This window comes from Pedococcus sp. P2_F6 (genome assembly GCF_056403675.1).
Window position 1 is genome coordinate 136,911 of sequence record NZ_JBFUEZ010000005.1, and the last position, 18,174, is coordinate 155,084.

Below are 18,174 nucleotides of genomic sequence, written 5' to 3' on the forward strand. Positions count from 1 at the left end.
GTCGGTCGCTACGGGCCGGACTCCGGGTCAGCCGGCGGGAACGGTTCGAGTGCCAGCCTGAGGTAGTACAGCGGCGCGTCGCCCCACTCGGCCAGCTCGTCGGGCTGCGCTCCCACGACGGCACCGAACCAGGTGAAGGACCGGTTGACCGCGTGGGTGACCATCGCGGGGCCCATCAGCGCCTGGAGCGCCTCGGCATCGATGACGTCGGACCAGACCGCGGCGTACGCGTCGAGGATCTCGGCCCAGGGCTGGTGCGTGACCCGGGTCGCGAAGCCGTAGGGCACTGCGAGGACCTCCAGCACGTGTGCCCACTGGGCATCGCCGAAGTCGAAGAAGCGCAGTCCGTCGTCGAGGACGAACACGTTGCGGGGGTGCAGGTCACCGTGCTGAAGGCTCGAAGGCATCGGCGCTGCGAGCAGTGCTTCCACGGCGGCGTCCACCACTGCTGACCGACCACGCAAGGACCGCGCTTCGTCAGCGGCGAGATGCGACGGATGGTCGGCCGGCAGGACGGCCAGCTGCTCGATGAGCCACGAGTACCGCTGAGGGACGGTGCCCGGAGAGCAGTCCGGCAGGCCGCGCTCGACCAGCGTCCCGCCATGGCCTGCCACACGACGCTGGACGCGTGCCGCCCGGGCGACGACGGCTTGCCAGTCCGCCAGCGTGGCGTCGTGGCGCTCCCCCAGGGTCAGCCCGCGGTCGGCCGTCATCATCCAGCCGCGCTCGGCGTCGATCGCCAGCGGCGCCTCGACCTCCCCCGGCTCGAGCTCCGCGAGGGCGAGGTGGACGGCCGGCTCGAACGCGGCCGAGGGGCAATTGGCCTTGAACCACACCGTGCCGTGGTCGCTCGGCACGACGAGCTGGGTCGACCACGGTCGGATCCGCGGCTGCTCGATGTCCCCCGTGACACCCAGACCAACCGCGGCGAGCTCGTCGGTGATCCACCGCGTTGCCTCGGCGCGCCAGGCGTCGGTCGCCACCTCCTGTGAGAAGCCCGCGTCCATGCCACCCGACTCTAGACAGGCCACGGCCGCGTCTAGAGTCAGGCCATGGACGGCGCCCGCAGGAGCACCCCCGACCCGGAGGTCGAAAACCTTGCCGACCTCGACGCCGTGCTCTCGTCAGGCCGCCCGCTCACCGGCCTGCGCTTCCAGGACCTCGACCTCACGGCATACGAGGACAGCCTGCTCGCTCGAACCGACGTCGAGGGGCTCGTGGTCCTCGGTGGGCGCCTCTCGCCCGCCCTGGGCGCGCACCTCGGTGCGCACCGCGCGCTGGTGTTCCCGACCGACCCGCACGCACCGATCGACCCCTATCGCGCCTCGCTCTACACCGCCGACGAGCTGTATGCCGGACTCGCTGGAGGCGGCTACGAGTCGACACCGGATTTCCTTGCGTACCAATGGATGAGGGACGGCGCGGTGCACCGTGACGCCTTCGTCACCCTCCTGCGGGCGATCCACGACGACTCCATCACGGATGCCCTCGACGAGTTCGTCGCAGGGCGCCCCGTCGTCGGTGTCATGGGTGGCCATGCACTGGCGCGTGGCACCACGGCGTATGCCGCCGCGGCGGGACTCGGGCGTTCCCTCGCTGCGGGAGGACTGGTCGTCGCCACTGGTGGCGGACCCGGTGCGATGGAGGCCGCCAACCTCGGAGCCCTCGCCCGCGACGAGTCCTCGGTCGCAGCTGCCCTCGAGCAGCTCGCGGCAGTGCCGTCGTTCCGACCGTCGGTCTCTGCCTGGGTGAGCTCCGCCCTGGCGGTGCGGGCGCAGCTGCCGCGCGCTGACGACGCGGGCAGCCTCGGCATCCCCACGTGGTTCTACGGCCACGAGCCGCCGAACGTCTTCTGTGACGGCATCGGCAAGTACTTCTCCAACGCGATCCGCGAGGACGGCCTCCTCGCCCGGGCCACCGCGGGGTTGGTCGTCCTCGAGGGAGCGGCGGGCACCGTGCAGGAGATCTTCCAGGCGGTCACCCCTCTCTTCTACGCGCCGGGAGAGTCCCCGCTCGCGCCGCTCGTCCTCGTCGGCCAGGAGTACTGGTCGGAGACGGTGCCGGTCTGGGCCGCCGTGCGGGCCCTGGGCCAGGAGCGCGGCATGGGTTCGGTGATCCACCTGGTCGAGACCGCCGAGCAAGCCGTCCAGATCGTCCTCGCGTCCACCGCGGAGCGCACCGAGGAGGCTCCGTGAAGCTCGCTGACCTGGCCGCACGCCAGTTCACCTACCAGCCGCGAGGCCTGACGCTCGACGGCCCGCTGCCCCAGGGCTACCACCACCTCGCGGTGGAGCGGCGGCTGGGAGCCGGCGACGCGGCATACCGATCGGCCAGTGAGTCCGTGATGACCTATGGGGCCCAGCGAGGACTGGGGCTGCGGCCACAGGCGACGGCCCCGCGGGCTGCCGTCGGCGTGGAGATCCTGAGCCGTCTCCTCGTCGTCGGCGTGCCGTGCCGCATCGTCTGGGCCGAGGAGGGCCCGGAGCGCACCGGGTTCGGCTACGGCACCCTCGAGGGCCACGTCGAGAGCGGCGAGGAGGGCTTCCTCGTGGAGCGCCGCGGCGCCGACGTGTACGCCGTCGTGCGCGCCTACTCACGACCCGCCGGCTGGCTGACGCGTCTCGGCGGTCCGCTGACCCGCAGGCTTCAACACGTCGCCGCGCTCGGTTACCTCAGGGCGGTACAGCGAGCGGTCGACCACGGCTCGTGACGGTCGGGTCACGGCACGGGCCTGGATCGTGGATGCACCCCGGCGACGAGGCCGCCGAGGGCCGGCGACACCGCGCCGGTGGCCAGGTCCACGACCCTGAAGCGCGGCTTTCCGGACGCGTCGGCGCCGAGGAAGACCACGGCGGACCCGTCCTCGGTGAAGTCGGGGTAGAGGGCCCCGCTCCCTGCGGCCACGAGGTTCGTCAGGCGTCGGGGGGCGCCGCCGTCAGGTCGCACGAGGTAGAGGTCGTTGGCGGAGGAGCCGGCCTTCGGGAGTGCGGCGTAGACGATGAGGTCGCCGGTGGGACTCCAGTCGGGTGTCTGCGCGAACACCGCAGGAGGGGTCAGCCGCTTCACCGTTGGCGGTGTCTTCGTGAGGTCGACGCGGGCCAGCGTGACCCCCTTGATGTCCTCGTGGTCCTTGGGGGTCGCGAGCACCCACTCGACCACGAGCGCCTTCCCCGAGGGCGCGTAGCGTACGCCGGAGAAGAACTCCCCCGCCTTCGCGCTGAGCAACGTCCTGGTCCTGCCCGTCCCCACCTCCACGGTCTCCAGGGTGCCGCCCGTCTGACCGTGAGGTTGCATGCGGCTGTAGGCGATCTGCGACCCGTCGGGTGACCACGCCGGGTCGTCGAGGTACTCGCAGGGCGTCTCACAGCTGACGACCCGCGTCAGGCCGCTGCCGTCGGTGCCGATCACCCACAGCCCGGCGTTGCTGCCCGCCTGGTCGCCCGAGCCCACGAACGTCAGGCGCGTCCCGTCGGGAGACCAGTCGGGGTTGTCCTCCGGTCCGGTGCTCACGGTGTCGAGGGCATGTTCGTCCGAGCCGTTCGGACGCACGAGCTGGATCCGGAATGTGCTGTCCTGGTAGGCCAGCCACTCCTCACCCACCGCCGGCACGGGAGCCGCGGCCGGGGTCGACCTGGTGGCGGTGGTGCCTGACGTGACTGGTGGCGACGTGGCCGCCGCCGAGTCCTCCCCGCTGCAGCCGGCCACTGCCAGCAGCAACACCCCCGACACGGCACCGAGCACTCGAGTTGCCGACATGGCTCCTCCCTTCCGTCTATCCGTCACGAGGCCTTGGGGGCGGCAAAAGGTTGTCGGTGTCGACTTCGTGCCGGACGAGGAGAATGGCGCTGGTGGACCTGGCTCCCGATGACAACCTTGTGGGTGGGTCGGCCGCTCTTCCTGGTGGAGCGAGAGGAGAGGGGCATGGCCGTCGTGGGCACCGCCGAGCACGCCACCACGGCGGGGTTCGACGCCTTCGTCACGGCGCGTGGCCCAGCCCTCCTGCGCACCGCCTTCCTCCTGACCGGCGACCGGCAGAGGGCCGAGGACCTCGTCCAGACGGCTCTCGGGAAGACCTGGCCCCGATGGGACTCCATCGAGGTCGGTCCGCGGGAGGCGTACGTCCGCAAGGTCATGCTGACCACCTACATCGCCTGGTGGCGTCGGCGGTGGAACGCCGAGTACCCGACGGAGCAGCTGCCCGAGCTCCCCGCCAGGGGCGTCGACCCCGACCAGCGTCGTGACCTGCTGGTGGCGCTCGCCTCCCTCCCGAAGGGGCAACGTGCCGTCATCGTGCTGCGCTACTTCGAGGACCGCACAGAGGTCCAGACGGCGGAGCTGCTCGGCTGCACCGTCGGGACCGTCAAGAGCCAGAGCGCGCGGGCGCTGGCGACCTTGCGCCAGTGTCCTGCACTCGCCGTGACCGAGGGAGAACTTCGATGAGCGACCTCGACACCCGACTCCGTGAGGCCCTGCACGAGCTCGCCCCGGCCCAACCAGCCACCGACGGGCTGGCCGACGGGGCACGCCACTACGCCGCGCGTGCCCGACGGGCCCGCCAGCTCGGAGTCGCCGGCGCAACGGCCGCCATCCTGGTCGCCGCCGGGCTGCTGCTGGGCTCGTTCGACCCGCCAACCCGCGTCGTGCCCGCGGGGCCTTTCCTGACGCCCGCTGACTGCACCCGCCAAGCGCGGGTCACCACCATCGCCAGCGTCAACGGTCCCGACCTGGCTGGCTTGCGCGCCGCCTGGGTGTGCCCTGACGCCACCCCGGCGGGGACCCAGACCTCGAACGGCACGGACAACGGCTGGATACTGCCAACCGATCGGATCACTGGTCGGCAGACGGGCATGCTGAACCTCCTCGGTCGAAGCGACCAGTGGCCCTGTGGCACAGGGCGCCCCGGCCCGGCCTTCACCGTCACGGTGGAGTCGGGCACCGGACAGCTGCGCACCTTCCGGAGTCGCGAGCTCGCCTGCGATGGCAGCCGCGCGCTGGCCTCTTTCCTGAATGGTCTCGCGGAGGAAGAGGCTGACGTGCGAGCGCGGTCGGCCAGCCGTCCGCAGTACGCCTGCCGCGGCGAACAGAGTTGGCTCACGACCCGCAAGCCTGGCTCCCTGACACACGAGCTTCACTCGCCATTCGTGGCTGCGACGTTCTGCCTTGCACCGAGCTTCCTATCCGGCGATCCGGTGAGCCCGGTGGAGCCCCTGACCGCGCGGAGCTACCGGTCCATCCCCGTCCCCTCCGACACCCTCGCCCAGCTCAACGCGGACGTGAGCTCCCGCTGGCCCAGTTTCTTCGGGGGCAACGAGGGCTGCAGCGGCGAAGGTCACTGGACCTACTCCATCGTGGGGGTGACGGAAGCCGGTGACGAGCGCAGGCTGAGCACCGCGTGCCTCGACGAGCTCTGGGTCCGTGGAGTGAACCGCACTGGATTCATCCCCTCAGCCCAGACCACAGCGGCACTGCGAGCCCTCGTCCCCCCGAGCTGAGCTGAGCTCGGAGGGCGGGGCGCTCAGTCGAAGACGATGGTGCGACGGCCGCGCAGCACCACGCGGTGCTCGGCGTGCCAGCGCAGCGCCCGCGCGAACGCCATGGCTTCCAGCTCCTGTCCCACCGACGCCAGCTCGGCCGGGCTCATCCGGTGGTCGACGCGCCGGAAATCCTGCTCGATGATCGGGCCCTCGTCGAGGTCCGCGGTGACGTAGTGCGCCGTCGCACCGATGACCTTGACCCCGCGGTCGTGGGCCTGGGTGTAGGGCTTGGCCCCCTTGAAGCTCGGCAGCAGCGAGTGGTGGATGTTGATGATGCGACCCTGGAAGTCGGTGCACAGCTCGCCCGACAGGATCTGCATGTAGCGCGCCAGGGCGACCGTGTCGGCCGAGTAGTGCTCCACGAGGCGCCGGAGCTCGGCCTCGGCCGCCGGCTTGGTGTCGCGAGTGACGGGAATGTAGTGGTAGGGGATGCCGTGCCACTGCGCCAGCGCGCGGAAGTCCTCGTGGTTGGAGACGATGGCCGGCACCTCGATCGGCAGCGACCCGCTCTCGACCCGGAACAGCAGGTCGTTGAGGCAGTGACCCTGCTGGCTCACCATGACCAGCACCCGGCGTCGCCGAGACAGGTCGTGCGCGGCATACGTCATCGCGAACTCCGTTGCGACGCTTGCCATCGCGGCGTCCAACGCCTCCACGGGCAGGGCAGAACCCTCGCGCAAGAGGTGCATCCGCAGGTGGAACTCCCCCGCCCTCAGGTCGGCGAACTGCTGGCTGTCGAGGATGGTCATCGACAGGTCCAGCATCACCCCGGAGACGGCGTGCACGATTCCGCGCCTATCTGCGCACGAGACGGTCAGGACGAACTCTCGGCCCGTCTCGGCAGGTGCGGCAGGAGTGGAGCTCACGCGGCCAGCCTAGGGGCGGACGGGAGGACTACGGGCGGGTGACCATCACGATGCCGAGGCACATCTCGTCGGTGGTGCCCTCGCCCCAGACGATGTAGCGCTCCGGCTGGCCCTGGAACGACGGCAGCTTGTCGCGCAGGCTCTGGTCGTGGGTGCACGACACCGTGAGGGTGTCCCCGATCTTGATCCTGACGGCCGGGTTGACCGGGCGGCTCCCCTGGTCGTCGAAGTCCCAGATCGGGATGTCGAGGACGGTGCGCTCGTTGGCCTTCCCCTTGTTGACGGTGATCGAGATCTTGGTGCCGAGCAGGTGCATGTGCCCGGCGACCGCCCGGATCGTCGACCCCTGGGTCACCGTCCGGGTGCAGGTCTGCGTCGGGCCGGCCTTGTTGCCGGGGCACAGCAGGTGCAGCGCGTCCCCCGCGCGGCTCGCGCCCCCGAAGCGACGCTGCACGTCGGCCATCGCCGCTGCCCGGTCGCACAGCGGACCCTTCTTCCCGGGCCGGCACGGCACCTCGACCGGCGCGGGGAGCAGCACCGTCTGCAGGGTCTGGCGCAAGCCGTCGTCGGCGGCCACGCGCAGCTTGGCGGCGCTCAGGTCGGGCGACCGTCCCGCGAGCAGGTTGTAGTGGACCTGCATGATGATGCGCGAGCCGGCTTCGACCGGCATACCGAGGTCCTTGGCGAGGACCCGCTCGCCACCACCGGGCGCCCACGCACCCAGCCACGGCGCCCCGTTGAGGCCGGCACCCTGGCTCTCCACGCCGGTCCCACCGAAGCAGGTCCAGCCCTGGCCGGTCTGGCTTCGATCCATCGCCTCCGCAGCGGCCACCTTGTCGGGCGGCACCCGGAACAGGATCACGTGGTGCACGACATCGGGGTTGCCCGGCAGCACGTTGATCCCGGTCACGACCGACTTGGCCGTCAGCTGGGGGTCGAGCAGGAAGCAGCGGTAGTCGTCCGTTCCCGGGGCGGCCGGCGCCTTGGGGGTGTATGCCGTGGGCATTCGGAGGGTGACGAAGCGCTCCCCCGTGCGCAGTGCAGCCTCAGGCGGTGCAGTGCTGCCCGAGTGCTGGTGACCGGACGACGGTGTCGAGGTCCCCGCGGGAGCCGCTGGCGTCGACTGGGTCGCGCGCGACGTCGGGGCGGCCCCAGGCTCGGGGTCGCCGGCGGCGCAACCAGTGAGGAGCAGGAGGAAAGCCCCAGCCGTCAGGATCGGCGCACGCAGCATCACCGCACGAGCATAGGCAGACCAGCCCCCGCCCGGTGCTCGATCGCTGTGACCGGACGCTCTCAGCGGGTGTGGCGAGCACCACAGCGTCACACCCGAGGCTGGTCTGGTGATCGCTAGGCCGTGGAGGCCGCGAGCTGGCCGCAGGCGCCGTCGATGTCCTGGCCCCGGGTGTCGCGGATCGTCGTCGGGATGCCGTGGGCGCGCAGCCGTTCGACGAACTGCTGCTCGACCCCGGGTCGGGAGGCCGTCCACTTCGAGCCCGGCGTGGGGTTGAGGGGGATCGGGTTGACGTGCACCCAGCCCCGGCCACGCGCATTGAGTTTCTTTCCGAGGAGGTCGGCCCGCCACGCGTGGTCGTTGATGTCCTTGATGAGCGCGTACTCGATGCTCACCCGGCGCCCCGTCACCTCGTAGTAGCGGTGGGCAGCGTCGAGGGCCTCGTCAACGCTCCACCGGGTGTTGATCGGCACGAGCTCGTTGCGCAGCTCGTCGTCAGGCGCGTGCAGCGAGAGGGCCAGCGTGACCGGGATCCCCTCCGCGGCGAGCTTGTCGATCGCCGGGACGAGGCCGACCGTCGACATGGTGATGCCCCGCGCCGACATCCCGAGGCCGTCCGGCGCGGGGTCGGTCAGCCGCCGGATCGCGCCGATCGCGGCCTTGTAGTTGGCCAGCGCCTCGCCCATGCCCATGAACACGACGTTCGAGATGCGGGTGGGGCCCGTCGCCTCGACGGGACGCTCGTCGCCGTCCTCGGTGCCGTCCTCGTCGCCCAGCTCGGCCTGGTGTTCGGCATTCCCGACAGTGCGCTGGCTGCGCGCTCCGGCGCCGCCCGCGCCCTGCGCGAGCTCGCCACTGCGCAGCAGCCGCGCACCGGCCACGACCTGCTCGACGATCTCGGCCGCACTCATGTTCCGGGTGAGCCCGGCCTGTCCGGTCGCGCAGAAGGGACAGTTCATGCCGCAGCCGGCCTGGCTCGAGATGCAGATGGTGACGCGCTTGGGATAGCGCATCAGCACCGACTCGACGATGGCACCGTCGTGCAGCTTCCAGGCGTTCTTGATCGTCATGCCGTCGTCGGCCGTGCGCTGCACGAGGGGGGTGAGCAAGGTCGGCAGCAGGTCGGCCACGAGCTCGTCGCGGATCGCCTTGGGCAGGTCGGTCATCTCCTCGGGCGAGGCGACCAGCCGTTCGAAGTAGTGCGTCGACAGCTGCTTGGCCCGGAAGCCCTTGTGCCCCAGCGCCTCGACGGCCTCCTTGCGCTCAGCCGGAGACAGGTCGGCCAGATGCCGTGGTGGCTTGCCCCGACGAGGGGCGGTGAAGGTCAGCTGGCCAGGTTGGGGGCGCTCGCTGGTGGGCTCGGGGAGGTCCGTGGTCATGGTGCCCCCAGTCTCGCAGGTGCGCGGGTATGCCGTGGTGTCAGGCGGGTGGGACGACCCAGGCGAGCAGGGCCCAGGCCAGCGGCGCGACGAGCAGCACGGAGTCGAGCCGGTCCATGATCCCGCCGTGCCCGGGCAGCAGCGTGCCCATGTCCTTGATGCCCAGGTCGCGCTTGATCGTGGACTCGGTGAGGTCACCCACGGTGGCAGCCACCGCTGCACTCGCTCCCAGCAGCGCGCCACCCCACCACGGCCCGTCGAGGGTCAGCACGACCGCGATCGCACCGCCGACGACGCACGCGACCATCGAGCCGGCGAAGCCCTCCCAGGACTTCTTGGGGCTGACCGACGGCGCCATGGGGTGCTTGCCGAACAGGACCCCGGCGGCGTAGCCGCCCACGTCGCTGAGCACCGCGACGAGGAGGAAGATGAAGACCCGGCGGGCGCCGTCGTGCGGCGTGGCCAGCATGAGGGCGGCGAAGCCCGCGAGGAAGGAGGGGTAGACCGCGACGAAGAATCCCCCGGCGATGTCGCGCACTGCGTCGAGCACGCCGTCGGCGATGCGCCACAACAGGATGCCGACACAGGTCAGGCCGACGGTCACGACCAGGGCCTCCCCGCCGCCGACGTAGGCCGAGACGAGCATGCTGACGCTGCCGACCACACTGGGGACCAGGGGCACGTTGATGGACACCTGGGCCAGCGCGCGACGTAGCTCCCACACGCCGACGACGATGGCCACGACGATGATCCCGAGCATCAGCTCCTTGCGCAGGGCCAGCGAGCCGATGATGAGTGCACCCAGGCCGAGGCCGACCCCGATCGCTGCGGGCAGGTTGCGCCCCGCCCTCGACGGCCGACCGCCCCGGGCCGACGCGGGGACGGACTCGTCGGGAGCCGCACCGTCTCGGGAGGTGTCCGGCGAGGTCGACCCTCCGGGCACGCCAGAGCCCGCGGCGGCAGAGGCCGCGCGACGGTCGCGACGGGACTGGGACATGTTCATGACCAGCGCTGGCTGAGGTTGAGGACGAGCGCTCAGACCTCGCGCAGCTCGGTCTCCTTGCCCTTCAGCAGCTCGTCGATGAGCTCGACGTACTTCTTGGTGCTCGCGTCCAGCTCCTTCTCGGCGCGGCTGCCGTCGTCCTCGCCCACGTCGCCGTCCTTGACCAGCTTGTCCAGCTCGTCCTTGGCCTTGCGGCGGACGTTGCGGATCGACACCTTGGCGTCCTCGCCCTTGTGCCGAGCGAGCTTGACGTAGTCCTTGCGACGTTCCTCGGTGAGCATCGGCAGCACGCAGCGAATGACATTGCCGTCGTTGCTGGGGTTCACACCCAGGTCGGAGTCGCGCAGCGTCTTCTCGATCTCGTGCATCGCCGACTTGTCGAACGGCGTGATCAGGATGGTGCGTGCCTCCGGCGTCTGGAACGACGCCAGCTGCTGCAGCGGGGTCGGAGCGCCGTAGTAGTCGACGGTGAGCTTGTTGAACATGCCCGGGGTCGCCCGGCCCGTGCGGATTCCCGCGAAGTCCTCCTTGGCGACCTCGACGGCCTTTTCCATCTTCTCTTCGGCCTCGAGGAGAGTCTCTTCAATCATGTCCTGCTCCTTCTCGGGCGCTCCCCTGTCGGGGCCACGCCAGTCGTGGTGTGGTCAGTCTGGTGGGTGGGTCAGTGAGGTGCCGACTCAGCCCGGCGTGACCAGCGTGCCGATCTTCTCACCGCGCAACGCCCGCACCACGTTGCCCTCGCCTTCCATGCCGAACACGACCATCGGCAGCTTGTTCTCCATGCACAGGCTGAACGCCGCCGCGTCGACCACGCGCAGTCCCTGTTGGAGGGCTTCCTGGTAGCTGATCTCGTCGAGCTTGCGGGCCTCCGGGTTGGTGCGCGGGTCGGAGTCGTAGACGCCGTCCACGCCGTTCTTGCTCATCAGGACCGCGTCGCACTTGATCTCCAGGGCCCGCTGGGCGGACACCGTGTCGGTGGAGAAGAACGGCATGCCCGCGCCCGCGCCGAAGATGACCACGCGGCCCTTCTCGAGGTGGCGGATGGCGCGACGAGGGATGTATGGCTCGGCGACCTGGCCCATCGCGATCGCGGTCTGGACGCGGGTCTCGATGCCTTCCTTCTCGAGGAAGTCCTGCAGGGCGAGGCAGTTCATCACGGTGCCGAGCATGCCCATGTAGTCGGCACGCGTCCGGTCCATCCCCTGCTGCTGGAGCTCTGAGCCCCGGAAGAAGTTGCCACCACCGATCACGACGGCCACCTGGATGCCCTCGTTGACCGACTGGGCGATCTGCTGGGCGATGCCCCGCACGACCTCGGGTGCCAGTCCGACGCGACCACCACCGAAGACCTCGCCGGACAGCTTGAGCAGGACCCGGCGATGCGGTGCCGACGATCCAGGGGCGGACGATCCGGCTGGGGCGGTCTGCTCGGGGACAGCAGTCACGAGGGATCCTCCTGAAGATGTGCGGGCGGTCACCGAATCCTTCCACACTCCCGGGAGCGGCATGGTGTCGGTTGCACCACCGTCAGCCCTGCGTGGCAGGGTGTCACCATCACGTGGTCCGCACTCCACGGACCACGGACCACGGGCCACACCACTGTCCATCGATGCACCAAAGGAGACAAGCGCATGAGGTCAGGCATCCTTCCGGGGCATCGCGACGAGACGGTTCGCCCGCAGGACGACCTGTTCGGCCACGCGAACGGCACCTGGGTCCGCACGACCGAGATCCCCGGCGACCGGGGCCGCTACGGGACCTTCGACATGCTGCGCGAGCAGTCCGACGAGCGGGTGCGCACGATCATCGAGCGGGCCGCGGCGGACCACAGCGCCGCTCCCGACTCGCCCACCCGCAAGGTCGGCGACCTCTACCGCTCGTTCATGGACGAGGCCCGAGCCGAGACACTGGGGCTGACCCCGATCGAGAAGGACCTTGCCGACATCGCGGCGATCAGCGGGACCGACGACCTGTTCCGGGCCCTCGGTCGCCTGCAGCGCCAGGGTGGACCGGGCCTGTTCGACTTCGGCGTCGCCCCCGACGCCAAGAACCCGGAGGAATACGTCCTCTACCTCGGTCAGGGCGGCCTGGGCCTGCCCGACGAGTCCTACTACCGCGAGGAGCGGCACGCGGCCATCCTCACGGCATACCTGCCGCACGTGGCCCGGATGCTCGGATTCGCCGGCATCGGCGACGGCTCGACGGACGACGGCTCGCCGGCCGCCCGCGTGGTGGCCCTGGAGACGCGGCTGGCCGGCCACCACTGGGACAACGTCGCCACCCGCGACGCGGTGAAGAGCTACAACCCCTACGCCTTCGCGGCCCTCGAGGGCCTGGCCCCCAACGTCCTGTGGGGTGACTTCGTCGGCGGGCTCGAGGCACGCGAGGCGTTCGAGCACGTCGTCGTGGGTCAGCCGTCCTACCTCGAGGGCCTGTCCGTCGCGCTCGACGAAGTCGCCCTCGACGACTTCAAGTACTGGTTGGCCTTCCACGTCGTCGCCTCGGCGGCGCCGCTGCTGGGCAAGGAGCTGGTCGACGCCGAGTTCGACTTCACCGGACGGGTCATCTCGGGCCTCCCGGAGAACCGCGAGCGCTGGAAGCGCGGCGTCTCCCTCGTCGAGGGGGCGATCGGCGAGGCGGTCGGCCAGCTGTATGCCGCGGAGTTCTTCCCTCCCGAGGCCAAGAAGGGGATGCTCGAGCTCGTCGGCAACCTCGTCGAGGCGTTCAGGCAGTCCTTCGAGGGGCTCGACTGGATGGGCCCCCAGACCCGAGAGCAGGCCCTGGCCAAGCTCGCCTCGTTCACGCCCAAGGTCGGCTACCCCGACCGCTGGCGCGACTACTCCTCGCTGACGATCGACGACGACCTCGTGGGCAACGTGCGCCGAGCCAACGAGTTCGAGCTCCAGCGCCAGCTGGACAAGCTCGGGGGCCCGATCGACCGCGACGAGTGGCTGATGCTGCCGCAGACCGTCAACGCCTACTACCACCCGCTGATGAACGAGATCGTCTTCCCGGCCGGCATCCTTCAGCCGCCGTTCTTCGACATGGACGCCGACGACGCCGTCAACTACGGCGGGATCGGTGCCGTCATCGGTCACGAGATCGGGCACGGCTTCGACGACCAGGGGTCGCGGTACGACGCCACCGGGGCCCTGCGCGACTGGTGGACCGAGGAGGACCGGTCCCGCTTCGACGAGCGCACCCAGGCCCTCATCGCCCAGTTCAGCACGCTCTCCCCGCTGGCTGCCCCCGACGAGAAGGTCAACGGCGCCCTCACGGTGGGCGAGAACATCGGCGACCTCGGCGGGCTGGCCATCGGCTACTCCGCCTACCGCATCGCGACGCAGGGCCAGGACGCACCCGAGCTCGACGGCTACACCGGGCCGCAGCGGTTCTTCCTCGGGTGGGCGCAGGTCTGGTCCGGCAAGGCGCGCACCGAGGAGGCCAAGCGGCTGCTCGCGATCGACCCGCACTCCCCCACTGAGGTGCGGGCGAACGCCGTCCGCAACTGCGACGAGTTCCACGAGGCGTTCGGGGTGACCGAGGGCGACGGCATGTGGCTGGCTCCGGAGGAGCGCGTCCACATCTTCTGACCGACCCGTCGAGCGGTCATCGGTCCGCGTTCCCGGGTCAGGTTCCCGGGTCAGACCCCCGCGTCAGATCCCCGCGTCAGATCCCCGGGTCAGATCCCCGCGTTCCGCAGCATGAACTCGGTGTCCGTGTCGCGTCCACCGCGTGGGTCCGGCCCGGGGTCGACGTCGTGCGTGGTCGTCAGGTCCTCGGGGGCCACCCGTTCGGGCAGGTGGGTGAAGTCCGGCAGCTCGTGCTCCACCTGACGACGCGGCGTGTGCTTCGTTCGTCTCCCCATGGCGTGAGTATGCGGCAGAAGTGGTCAGTTTTCGAGAAGCGCTGCAGCGCGCCCTTCTCGGAGAATGGTCTCGACAGCCCACCACGACCTCGGGGAGACACCATGGCGACCACGACGAAGGCCACCGACAAGACGGCCACCGCGAAGAAGACCACCACGAAGGCCGCGCCGAAGACCGCCGGCAGCAAGAGCGGGTTCACCGCCGACGAACGCGCCGCGATGAAGGAACGCGCCAAGGAAGCCAAAGGCGCCGTCGGCGAGCAGGACCTGCTCGACAAGATCGCCGAGATGCCCCCGGAGGACCGCGAGCTGGCCGAGCGCCTGCACGAGATCATCACCAACGCCGCTCCGGACCTCGAGCCCTCGACCTGGTACGGCATGCCCGCGTACAAACGAGACGGCAAGGCGGTGGCGTTCTTCAAGCCCGCCAGCAAGTTCAAGGCGCGCTACGCCACGTTCGAGTTCAACGACAGCGCCAAGCTGGACGACGGCGACATGTGGCCCATCGGCTACGCCCTCACGCGGCTGACGCCGGCCCTCGAGAAGCAGATCGCGGCCCTCGTCAAGAAGGCGGCAGGCTGACGTCGCGGCCGGCTACCCGGCATACCCCAACGACGCGACGAGGCCCCCCACCATCCGGTGGGGGGCCTCGTCGTGTGGTGCCGGATCGTGGCTGAGCGGGTCAGCCGCCGACGCGGTAGCGGACGAAGGAGGTGACCTTCGTGCCGGCCTCCGCGAGGACCTTCTCGACGGTCTTCTTGGCGTCCTTGGCGAACGGCTGCTCGAGCAGGACGTTCTCCTTGAAGAAGCCGTTGACGCGACCCTCGACGATCTTGGGCAGGGCAGCCTCGGGCTTGCCCTCCTCCTTGGCCGTGGCCTCGGCGACGCGACGCTCCTGCTCGACGGTGACCGGGTCGACCTCGTCACGAGTCAGCACGGTCGGGCTGAACGCCGCGATGTGCATGGCCACGTCGCGAGCGATCTGCTCGTCGCCACCCTCGGCGCCGACGAGCACACCGATCTGGGCGGGCAGGTCGGGGCTGGTCTTGTGCAGGTAGGACACGACGACCGGGGCCTCGACGCGGGAGACGCGCTTGACCTCGATCTTCTCGCCGATGGTTGCGTTGGCGTTGTCGAGCAGCTCCTGGACGGTGGAACCGTCCTCGAGCGAGCTCTTGAGCAGCGCGTCCGCGTCAGCGGCGCCGGAGGCGACGCTCTGGGCGAGGACCTGGGCAGCCAGGGCGATGAACTTCTCGCTCTTGGCCACGAAGTCGGTCTCGCACAGGACCTCGACGAGAGTGCCCACGCCGTCACCGGACTGGGCAGCGACCAGTCCGTTGGACGTGGTGCGTCCCTCGCGCTTGGTGACGCCCTTGAGGCCCTTCACGCGAAGGATCTCGGTGGCCTTGTCACGGTCGCCGTCGGCCTCGTCGAGCGCCTTCTTGACGTCGAGCATGCCAGCGCCTGTGGACCCGCGCAGGGCCTTGATGTCAGCGGCGGTGTAGTTCGCCATAGATGTTTCTCAGCTCATTTCTAACAAGGTGCCCATGCCGTCAGGCAGGGCTGCGGAAGGGGTGGGCTCAGGCCTTGGCCTCGGCAGCAGCGGTCTCCTCGGCGGCCGGCGCCTCGGGGGCGGCGGTCTCCTCGGTGGCGGCCGCAGCCTCAGGGGCGGCGGTCTCCTCGGCGACGGGCGCCTCGGTGGCCTCGGCGACGGGCGCCTCGACGGGAGCAGCAGCCTCGACGGGGGCAACCTCGACAGGGGCAGCCTCGACAGGGGCAGCCTCGGTCGCGTCGGCGGCAGCGGTAGCGCCGGCCTCCGGGGCGGCAGCCTCGGCGGTCTCGGCGGCGTCGCCACCGAGCAGCTCGCGCTCCCACTCGGCCATCGGCTCGTCACCGGCGACGACACCCTCGGCCTGCTCACCGGACTTGCCGGAGCTGCGGGCGATGAGGCCCTCGGCCACGGCGTCGGCGATGACGCGGGTCAGCAGGGTGACGGAGCGAATGGCGTCGTCGTTGCCGGGGATCTTGTAGTCGACCTCGTCGGGGTCGCAGTTGGTGTCGAGGATGGCAATGACCGGCAGGCCGAGCTTGCGCGCCTCGAAGACGGCGAGGTGCTCCTTCTTGGTGTCCACGATCCACACGGCCGAGGGGACCTTGGCCATGTTGCGGATGCCGCCGAGGGTCTTCTCGAGCTTGTCCTTCTCCCGCTTGAAGATCAGGAGTTCCTTCTTGGTGTAGCCCGACCCTGCGACGTTGTCGTAGTCGAGCTCCTCGAGCTCCTTGAGGCGCGTGAGGCGCTTGGAGATCGTGTTGAAGTTGGTGAGCATGCCACCGAGCCAACGGTGGTTGACGTAGGGCATCCCGACCCGGGTCGCCTGCTCGGCGATGGGCTCCTGGGCCTGCTTCTTCGTGCCGACGAAGAGGATGGAACCGCCGTGGGCGACCGTCTCCTTGACGAACTCGAAGGCGTTGTTGATGTAGGTCAACGACTGCTGCAGGTCGATGATGTAGATGCCGTTGCGCTCGGTCATGATGAAGCGCTTCATCTTGGGGTTCCAGCGACGGGTCTGGTGCCCGAAGTGGACGCCGCTCTCGAGGAGCTGGCGCATGGTAACGACGGCCATGCCGTGTCTCCTTGTGTCGTTGTCAGTTGCGTCGGTAGGCCGCATGGGTGCGACTACCTGCCTGGCGCCTGCAACGCACCCCACCGGCATACTCACCGGACTGCTGTGGTGCGCCCCCGTTTCGTCGGCGAGCCGAGTCAGCGGGCGGAAGACGCGCGAAGTAGGTCTGCGTGTGTGAACACACGTGGACCGCCGACCATCGTACGTGCTCACGGGCGTGATCGAGAAATCGCCAGCGCCTCTGACGTGACCCTCCCGTGCCCCTCCCCGGCCCCCTCGAGCCCCCCGAGAACCCGGACGACCTCTCGCACGGACGCCGGTAGGCTCGCCCTCTTGTGACCAGCCTCCTGTCCCGACTCGGCGAACGGGTCGCACCTGCACGCATGGGCGTGCCGTTCCGCTGGAACCTGGCGTCCTCCTGGACAGGCCAGCTCGGCGACGGGATCGCGCTGGCCGCCGGTCCCCTGCTCGTCGCCTCGCTGACGCGCGACCCCGCCCTCATCGCCGCGGCGGCGATGGTCCAGAACCTGCCCACGCTGCTGCTCGGCCTGTATGCCGGCGCCGTCGCCGACCGCGTCGATCGCCGCTGGCTCGTGCTCACGGGCAACCTCGTGCGGGTGGTCGTGCTGGCGATCCTGGTCGTGACCATCGCCACGGGCACGGTCTCGATCGCCCTGCTCCTCGTGACCCTGTTCGCGGTGGGTGTGGCGGAGCTCTTCGCCGACACCGGCTGGCGGGCCGTCCTACCGATGATCGTGCCCAAGGCCGACCTCGGCGTCGGCAACGCCCGGCAGATGTCCGGGTTCCTCGTGGCCAACCAGTTCATCGGTCCGGCGGTCGGCGCGAGCCTGTTCGCCCTGGGGTCCGCCGTCCCGTTCGGGGTGCAGGGCAGCGCCCTGCTGCTGTCGGCCGTGCTGTTCGCGAAGGTGCGCCTGCCACGCGAGGACACCCGCGAGCGTCCGGAGCAACACATCGGCCACGACATCCTGGACGGGCTGCGCTGGATCGCCGGCAACGCGCCGATCCGCACCCTCACCCTCGTCATCTTCATCTTCAACATCACCTGGGGCGCCCCTTGGGGCGTCCTCGTCTACTGGGCGCAGGAGCGCCTGGGTGTCGGCGCGGTGGGGTTCGGCCTCCTCACGACGGCCTCGGCGGTGGGCGGCGTGACCTCGGTGCTGCTCTACGACCGGCTCGAACGACGCGTGCCGCTGGCCCGCCTCATGAAGATCTGTCTGGTCCTCGAGGTGCTCACCCACCTCGCCCTCGCGCTGACCACGGTGCCCTGGGTCGCCATGGGGATCATGGTGGTGTTCGGCGGGTACGCGTTCGTGTGGGGCTCCCTCTCCTCGGCCGTCCGCCAGCGAGGCACGCCGAACGAGTTCCAGGGCCGGGTCGGGAGCGTCTACTGGGTGGGGCTGATCGTCGGGCTGCTCGTGGGCCAGTTCCTCGGGGGCCTCCTCGCTCGCCACTTCGGCGCCGCGGCCCCGTTCTGGTTCGCCTTCATCGGCTCCGGCGTGACCCTGGTGCTCGTGTGGCGTCAGCTCGGACACATCGCGCACGCCGACGAGGCGCACGCCGACGAGGCGCACGCCGACGAGGACGAAGCGCGGGCCCGCCCGCCACGCGCCGAGGGATAGGTTCCGCTCCACGGTCGTCACGCGGCATA

18 protein-coding genes are annotated in these 18,174 nt (G+C 70.1%); 7 read left to right on the top strand and 11 right to left on the bottom strand.

Translation table 11 applies throughout. The annotated features are described in order from the left end of the window. Window positions 1–8: 8 nt before the first annotated feature. Window positions 9–1,007, bottom strand: coding sequence for an aminoglycoside phosphotransferase family protein (locus AC1DWP_RS15770; RefSeq protein ID WP_477615440.1), 999 nt, complete (start codon window positions 1,005–1,007; stop codon window positions 9–11). Window positions 1,008–1,052: 45 nt separating this feature from the next. Between AC1DWP_RS15770 and AC1DWP_RS15775 the strand changes: the two genes are divergently transcribed. Then, on the top strand, window positions 1,053–2,195 hold the full coding sequence (locus tag AC1DWP_RS15775; RefSeq protein ID WP_477615441.1) for an LOG family protein: 1,143 nt from the start codon (window positions 1,053–1,055) through the stop codon (window positions 2,193–2,195). Then, window positions 2,192–2,710, top strand: a complete 519-nt coding sequence (locus tag AC1DWP_RS15780) for a DUF1990 family protein (protein WP_477615442.1) — start codon at window positions 2,192–2,194, stop codon at window positions 2,708–2,710. The genes AC1DWP_RS15775 and AC1DWP_RS15780 overlap by 4 nt, the downstream gene beginning before the upstream one ends. A gap of 8 nt (window positions 2,711–2,718) precedes the next feature. On the opposite strand, the gene AC1DWP_RS15785 is transcribed toward AC1DWP_RS15780, so the two are convergent. Next, window positions 2,719–3,756, bottom strand: a complete 1,038-nt coding sequence (locus AC1DWP_RS15785) for a hypothetical protein (RefSeq protein ID WP_477615443.1) — start codon at window positions 3,754–3,756, stop codon at window positions 2,719–2,721. A 165-nt stretch (window positions 3,757–3,921) separates the two neighbouring features. Here AC1DWP_RS15785 and AC1DWP_RS15790 point away from each other — a divergent pair, with 165 nt between their 5' ends. Both AC1DWP_RS15790 and AC1DWP_RS15795 read left to right on the top strand, forming a co-directional pair. Further along, window positions 3,922–4,440, top strand: a complete 519-nt coding sequence (locus AC1DWP_RS15790; protein WP_477615444.1) for a SigE family RNA polymerase sigma factor — start codon at window positions 3,922–3,924, stop codon at window positions 4,438–4,440. After that, window positions 4,437–5,492 carry a hypothetical protein gene (locus AC1DWP_RS15795; protein ID WP_477615445.1) on the top strand — a complete coding sequence of 352 codons (1,056 nt, stop codon included), beginning with the start codon at window positions 4,437–4,439 and terminating at the stop codon, window positions 5,490–5,492. The genes AC1DWP_RS15790 and AC1DWP_RS15795 overlap by 4 nt, the downstream gene beginning before the upstream one ends. A gap of 23 nt (window positions 5,493–5,515) precedes the next feature. On the opposite strand, the gene purU is transcribed toward AC1DWP_RS15795, so the two are convergent. From purU to pyrH, 6 genes are all read right to left on the bottom strand, one after another. Then, window positions 5,516–6,400, bottom strand: coding sequence for a formyltetrahydrofolate deformylase (gene purU, locus AC1DWP_RS15800; protein WP_477615446.1), 885 nt, complete (start codon window positions 6,398–6,400; stop codon window positions 5,516–5,518). Between the two features lie 28 nt (window positions 6,401–6,428). Next, window positions 6,429–7,631: a monooxygenase gene (locus AC1DWP_RS15805; RefSeq protein WP_477615608.1), complete on the bottom strand. Its 1,203-nt coding sequence runs from the start codon at window positions 7,629–7,631 to the stop codon at window positions 6,429–6,431. Between the two features lie 116 nt (window positions 7,632–7,747). Next, window positions 7,748–9,010, bottom strand: a complete 1,263-nt coding sequence (rlmN, locus tag AC1DWP_RS15810; protein ID WP_477615447.1) for a 23S rRNA (adenine(2503)-C(2))-methyltransferase RlmN — start codon at window positions 9,008–9,010, stop codon at window positions 7,748–7,750. A 40-nt stretch (window positions 9,011–9,050) separates the two neighbouring features. Then, window positions 9,051–10,013: a phosphatidate cytidylyltransferase gene (locus tag AC1DWP_RS15815; RefSeq protein WP_477615448.1), complete on the bottom strand. Its 963-nt coding sequence runs from the start codon at window positions 10,011–10,013 to the stop codon at window positions 9,051–9,053. A 32-nt stretch (window positions 10,014–10,045) separates the two neighbouring features. Beyond that, entirely contained in the window at window positions 10,046–10,603 is a 558-nt protein-coding gene (gene frr, locus AC1DWP_RS15820; protein WP_477615449.1) for a ribosome recycling factor, read from the bottom strand. 87 nt (window positions 10,604–10,690) lie between these two features. Then, window positions 10,691–11,458 (bottom strand): UMP kinase, encoded by a 768-nt coding sequence (gene pyrH / locus AC1DWP_RS15825; RefSeq protein WP_477615450.1) that lies wholly within the window; start codon window positions 11,456–11,458, stop codon window positions 10,691–10,693. Window positions 11,459–11,644: 186 nt separating this feature from the next. Here pyrH and AC1DWP_RS15830 point away from each other — a divergent pair, with 186 nt between their 5' ends. Then, the gene (locus AC1DWP_RS15830; protein ID WP_477615451.1) at window positions 11,645–13,606 is read left to right on the top strand and encodes a M13 family metallopeptidase; all 1,962 of its coding nucleotides are present in this window, start codon (window positions 11,645–11,647) and stop codon (window positions 13,604–13,606) included. An 89-nt stretch (window positions 13,607–13,695) separates the two neighbouring features. Here the strand turns inward: AC1DWP_RS15830 and AC1DWP_RS15835 are convergent, their stop codons facing one another. After that, window positions 13,696–13,881 (bottom strand): hypothetical protein, encoded by a 186-nt coding sequence (locus tag AC1DWP_RS15835; protein ID WP_477615452.1) that lies wholly within the window; start codon window positions 13,879–13,881, stop codon window positions 13,696–13,698. A gap of 102 nt (window positions 13,882–13,983) precedes the next feature. Here AC1DWP_RS15835 and AC1DWP_RS15840 point away from each other — a divergent pair, with 102 nt between their 5' ends. Beyond that, window positions 13,984–14,463, top strand: coding sequence for an iron chaperone (locus AC1DWP_RS15840; RefSeq protein ID WP_477615453.1), 480 nt, complete (start codon window positions 13,984–13,986; stop codon window positions 14,461–14,463). 100 nt (window positions 14,464–14,563) lie between these two features. On the opposite strand, the gene tsf is transcribed toward AC1DWP_RS15840, so the two are convergent. Together tsf and rpsB are read right to left on the bottom strand one after the other, a co-directional pair. Next, on the bottom strand, window positions 14,564–15,394 hold the full coding sequence (gene tsf, locus AC1DWP_RS15845; RefSeq protein ID WP_477615454.1) for a translation elongation factor Ts: 831 nt from the start codon (window positions 15,392–15,394) through the stop codon (window positions 14,564–14,566). 67 nt (window positions 15,395–15,461) lie between these two features. Next, complete coding sequence (rpsB, locus tag AC1DWP_RS15850; protein ID WP_477615455.1) at window positions 15,462–16,505, bottom strand: 30S ribosomal protein S2; 1,044 nt, start codon at window positions 16,503–16,505, stop codon at window positions 15,462–15,464. Window positions 16,506–16,840: 335 nt separating this feature from the next. Here rpsB and AC1DWP_RS15855 point away from each other — a divergent pair, with 335 nt between their 5' ends. Then, the gene (locus AC1DWP_RS15855) at window positions 16,841–18,145 is read left to right on the top strand and encodes an MFS transporter (RefSeq protein WP_477615456.1); all 1,305 of its coding nucleotides are present in this window, start codon (window positions 16,841–16,843) and stop codon (window positions 18,143–18,145) included. Window positions 18,146–18,174 lie beyond the last annotated feature (29 nt).